The organism is Corallococcus terminator, assembly GCF_049194865.1.
GTDB lineage: Bacteria > Myxococcota > Myxococcia > Myxococcales > Myxococcaceae > Myxococcus > Myxococcus terminator_A.
In genome coordinates, this window is record NZ_JBLZWL010000095.1 from 1 (window position 1) to 4,334 (window position 4,334).

Annotated in this window: 6 protein-coding genes; 4 read left to right on the forward strand and 2 right to left on the reverse strand. The window is 67.5% G+C overall.

Annotation, left to right across the window (positions count from 1 at the left end):
• Positions 1-259, forward strand: a 259-nt coding sequence (locus tag ACN469_RS29120) for a helix-turn-helix transcriptional regulator (protein ID WP_498773023.1), incomplete at its 5' end; no start/stop codon positions are given.
• Positions 260-306: 47 nt separating this feature from the next.
• On the opposite strand, the gene ACN469_RS29125 is transcribed toward ACN469_RS29120, so the two are convergent.
• Positions 307-684 (reverse strand): hypothetical protein, encoded by a 378-nt coding sequence (locus ACN469_RS29125; protein ID WP_498773025.1) that lies wholly within the window; start codon positions 682-684, stop codon positions 307-309.
• 256 nt (positions 685-940) lie between these two features.
• Between ACN469_RS29125 and ACN469_RS29130 the strand changes: the two genes are divergently transcribed.
• Together ACN469_RS29130 and ACN469_RS29135 are read left to right on the forward strand one after the other, a co-directional pair.
• Complete coding sequence (locus ACN469_RS29130) at positions 941-1,300, forward strand: YciI family protein (protein ID WP_498773027.1); 360 nt, start codon at positions 941-943, stop codon at positions 1,298-1,300.
• Between the two features lie 218 nt (positions 1,301-1,518).
• Positions 1,519-2,988 carry an SH3 domain-containing protein gene (locus ACN469_RS29135; protein ID WP_498773029.1) on the forward strand — a complete coding sequence of 490 codons (1,470 nt, stop codon included), beginning with the start codon at positions 1,519-1,521 and terminating at the stop codon, positions 2,986-2,988.
• Between the two features lie 78 nt (positions 2,989-3,066).
• Here the strand turns inward: ACN469_RS29135 and ACN469_RS29140 are convergent, their stop codons facing one another.
• Complete coding sequence (locus ACN469_RS29140; RefSeq protein ID WP_498773031.1) at positions 3,067-3,783, reverse strand: SDR family oxidoreductase; 717 nt, start codon at positions 3,781-3,783, stop codon at positions 3,067-3,069.
• 61 nt (positions 3,784-3,844) lie between these two features.
• On the opposite strand from ACN469_RS29140, the gene ACN469_RS29145 reads away from it, so the two are divergent.
• Positions 3,845-4,334, forward strand: a 490-nt coding sequence (locus ACN469_RS29145) for a LysR family transcriptional regulator (RefSeq protein WP_498773033.1), incomplete at its 3' end; no start/stop codon positions are given.

Here is a 4,334-nt window from a genome sequence, read left to right on the forward strand (position 1 = left end):
GCGCTCCGGGTTCGCCGCGCGCTTCCACTCGCTGGTGGGGGAGACGCCCCTGCACTACCTGTCGAACTGGCGGATGACCCGCTCCGCGCGGTGGCTGCATGAGTCCGACGACAGCCTGGAGGCCATCGCCGAACGCGCGGGCTACGAAAGCGCGCCCGCCTTCAGCAAGGCCTTCAAGCGCCGCTGGGGCGTGGGACCCGGCGCGTATCGGCGGACGCCCGCGCCGCGTGAACCATTACGGGCGCCGATTGACCCCTGATACTCCCCTCCAACAGCCGGAGCTGGATGCGTCCTTCTTCGCGGCGCTCACAACGGTTGGGCCTCGATGCCGGAGTCGCTCACCTTGAGGACAACATAGAGCGTCAGGCTGGGATTGATGAACAAGGCGCGAAACTCATCAGCGGACAGAGCATGCACCGCCCAGCCCACGGCGGCCTCGTCGTACCCGAGCACCTGCGGCGGAGGGATGAACTGAAGCGCCTCGGTCGCCAGCTCTCGGCTCTGAAAGACTGGGACACCACCCTCTGCCCCAGGCATCCACAGCCCACCAGCGCTCTTACCCGCGGCAGTCCGCGCTTCGATGATGTGATACGCGTGGCCCGCTGGAGGGAGGACGTCCGGCACGCGCATCAGCCGGTCCGCGATCAGCTTCACAACCTCTTCGTTCGGCTCTTCCATGGACATGGCGTCTCCTACTCTCTGGATACGTCGGGACGAAACCTACCGGCTGCGAAGCTGCGGATAGCATCCCGACATCAGCAACAGAACGAGGAACCGCTCACTGTGGCTCAAATGCCCCGCGCCATCCTGGCCCCCACGCTGCCTGGTGCCACTGGCCGCATCACCCACTTATCCACGGGGTCCGGGCAGGCGCAGGAAACGCTTCTGCTCGAAGGGCGGATGGAGGACGCTCTGGAGTCACCCACGAACGGAGTACGTGATGGCGTACATGCTGTTGGTCCTAGAGGACGGCAAGCGCAAGAGGAGCCGGACGCCCGAGGAGGGGAATCGCGAGATGGAGCGGATGGTGGGCTTCGTCGAGGGCCTCAAGGCTCGCGGGATATGGAAGGCCAGCGACTCGCTCCGGTCCGTTTCGGAAGGGGTGAGGGTCGAGGTCCGAGACGGTCAGCGCACCCTCCGCGATGGCCCGTTCGCCGAATCCAAGGAGATTGTCGGAGGCTACGTCCTCTTCGACTGCCCTACCCGGGCAGAGGCGCTCATCATCGCCAGCGAGTGCCCCGCCGCCGAGTGGTCGACGGTCGAGCTGCGTGAAATCGGCGTCTGCTACGAGGGAGACTGAGGCGTTGAGAGCATCCGGTCTCGACGGCCGTTCACGGAGCTTCTGGAGCGATGGCACATCGTGCGGTGAGGGGCGATTCGAACGCACCAGGAGCCGCACATGAGTGCCTCCCAGTGAAACGCCGCGCGCATGAGAAATAGCTCGCGCTGAGAGTTCGTTGTGCTTGAGGGTGAGCAACCGGCCACATGGAGCCGTCTTCCCCTCAGGGAGTTGAACGAATGAGCCGCCTGGCCTCCCCCTCCCTCTCCACCCAGCCACGTGCGACGACGTGCCGGGCGGGCGCACACACCTGGCGCATGCGGATTATCTCGCTTGTGGTGATGGGGACCACCGCCAGCCTCGCCGCCTGCGCCGCGCCTTCCGCGCTCGCCGTGTCTCCAGCCGGGGTTCCCGCGGTCAGTGAAGACATGTTGTCGCCCGAGTTCTGGATCCGCCGCGCGCCGTCCCCCGACGAAGTGCTGCTCGACGCCGACCAGGTGGCGGCGAAGCGCATGCGCGCCTTCGGTCCGGATGGCGGCCTGGTCGACTTGAAGCGCATCCCGGCCACGCTGACGCGGGCTCAAGTCGCCGGCTGGGTCAAGGATGCGCGGCAGACGCCCATCCAGGCAGCCATCGACGAACAGGGCCGGCCGGTGACGGAGGCGATGCTCGAAGAGCTGCGCCAGAACGCCGCGACCGAGCACCTCCCCGAAACCTCCACCGCGCGCTACGGCCTCAGCGTGCGGCGCACTCCACTGCGCTCACTGCCCTCCGACCGGCGCTTCTTCGCGGCGGAGAACCTGCGCGACTACGAAAGCCTGCAGGCCGGTAACCTGTTCCCGGGCGAGCCGGTCGTCATCGCGCACCCCAGCGCGGACCAGCAATGGCTGTTCGTCCTGACGACCCAGGGTCCCGCGTGGGTCCGCCGCGAAGATGTCGCTGAGGGAACGGCGGACGCGGTGTTCTCCTACGTGGCGAAGGCGCCCGGACGTGTCGTCACGGGCGACCAGGTGCGCACGGTCTTCACACCGGAAGCCCCCGCGGTGTCCGAGCTCGAGCTCGACATGGGGGTCGCGCCGCCGCGGGCCGATGTGGCACCCGGCGAGCCCGTCAACGGAGCCAGCAGCTATGCGTCGTGGCCAGTGCTGCTGCCGGTGCGCAAACAGGACGGCACCCTGGCCTTCCAGAGCGCGCTGCTGCGCCGTACCGCCGACACCGCGCCGGGCTATCTGCCGCTGACACGTGCCAACATCCTCCGCCAGGCGTTCAAGTTCCTCGGCGAGCGCTACGGCTGGGGGCATCAGTTCAATGCGCGCGACTGCAGCGGCCTGACCAGCGAAGTGTACCGGAGCCTGGGGCTGTTCCTGCCGCCCAACTCCGGAATGCAAGGGAAGAGCGCGGCGCTGAACCACCGCCTCTTCACGGCGAAGGACTCGCACGCCGAGCGGCTGCGCGCGCTGGCCCAGGCGCAGGTGGGGGACCTCATCGTCGTTCCCGGCCATGTGCTGATGCTCATCGGCCACGTGAATGGCGAGCCCTACGTCATCCAGGATGTCCCGTTCGCCGTGTTCAAGGACCCGGCCACGCAGCAGCTCCGCAAGACGAAGCTGAACCAGGTGTCGGTCACCCCCCTGCTGCCGCTGTACGCCGACGATACGACGCTGTACGTGGACGCGATGACGAGCCTCGTATACGTCACGCGGCCATAGGCCCGGCCTCCGAGCACGCCGGGCCCTCGTCGTGGGCCGCAAGCCCATCCGTTCCGCGAGAGTGCGGGCTGCCCGTGCTCAGACCAGGGGATGGCCACCATCCACGCGCAGCACCTCGCCGGTGGTGAACCCATTGCTCATGAGGAACAGCGCGGCGTGGCCCAGGTCGGTGGTCGTGCCCATGCGTCCCACGGGGAGTCGACGCGCGTGCTGCTCGAAGACCTGGCCCTTGGAGTCACCCGCGATGGCATCCCAGACGGGCGTGTCAATCCAACCCGGTGACAGGGCATTCACGCGCACCGGCGCGAGCTCCAAGGCCCAGGCGCGCACCGCGGACTCGATGGCACCGTTCACCGCCGCGATGACCGAACCGTTTTGCATGGGGCGGACCGAGGCGATTCCCGTGGTGAAGACGAGTGAACCGCCGGGCTGAAGCCGGGCATGCCTGGCCACATGGAACGCCGCCATGAGCTTGGAGTCGAAGATGCGGCGCGCGGCGGCGAAATCCATCTCACGGATGCCGAGGTAGCCGGCCTCCACCGCCGTGACAACCACGTGGTTCACGGGAGGAAGCGCCTCGAAGAGCTGGCGCACCGCGTCCTCTCTCGTGGCATCCGCCGGGTATGTCCTCACGCGGCCTGGGTTTTCGAGCAGGGCAGCGGCTCGAGCCAGCTTCTCGGGGGAGCGGCTCACGAGCGTCACGGAGGCGCCTTGCTCCAGCGCGGCCCTGGCCACTCCGAATCCGATGCCAGAGGAGCCGCCCACCACCACGACATGTTGTTGTTCAAGGGTCATGACCCATGACTACCGCCTGGCCAGGGTTGCAACCATGGGATGATATGAAAGGCTCCATCTCATGAATGGAATGATGGTCAGCGAGAACCTGAGCCTCTTCGTGGCCGTGGCTCGGCAGCTGAGCTTCGTGGAGGCCGCGAAGCGCCTGGGGATTCCCACCAGCACGGTCAGCCGCCGGATAGCGCTCCTGGAAGAGACGCTGGGGACTCGGCTCCTCCAACGCACCTCGCGGCGCGTGGGGTTGACGCTGGAAGGGACTCGGCTGCTGGAGCGAGCAGGGCCGCTCCTGGACCAGCTTGGCGAGGTGCTCGACCAGTCCGTGGACCGGGAGGAGGAACCCACCGGCAAGCTGCGGATTACGGCGCCCGTGACTTCTGGAGCCCAGCGCATCGCCCCCTTGCTGTTCTCCTTCGCGGCGCAGCATCCGCGAGTGGATGTGGAGCTGACGCTCACCAACTCCGTGGTGGACCTGGTGGAAGAGGGGTTCGACCTCGCCTTCCGGGTGGGCCCCATCCGGGACGCCGAGCTGGTGGCGCGGCGGCTGTGGAGCA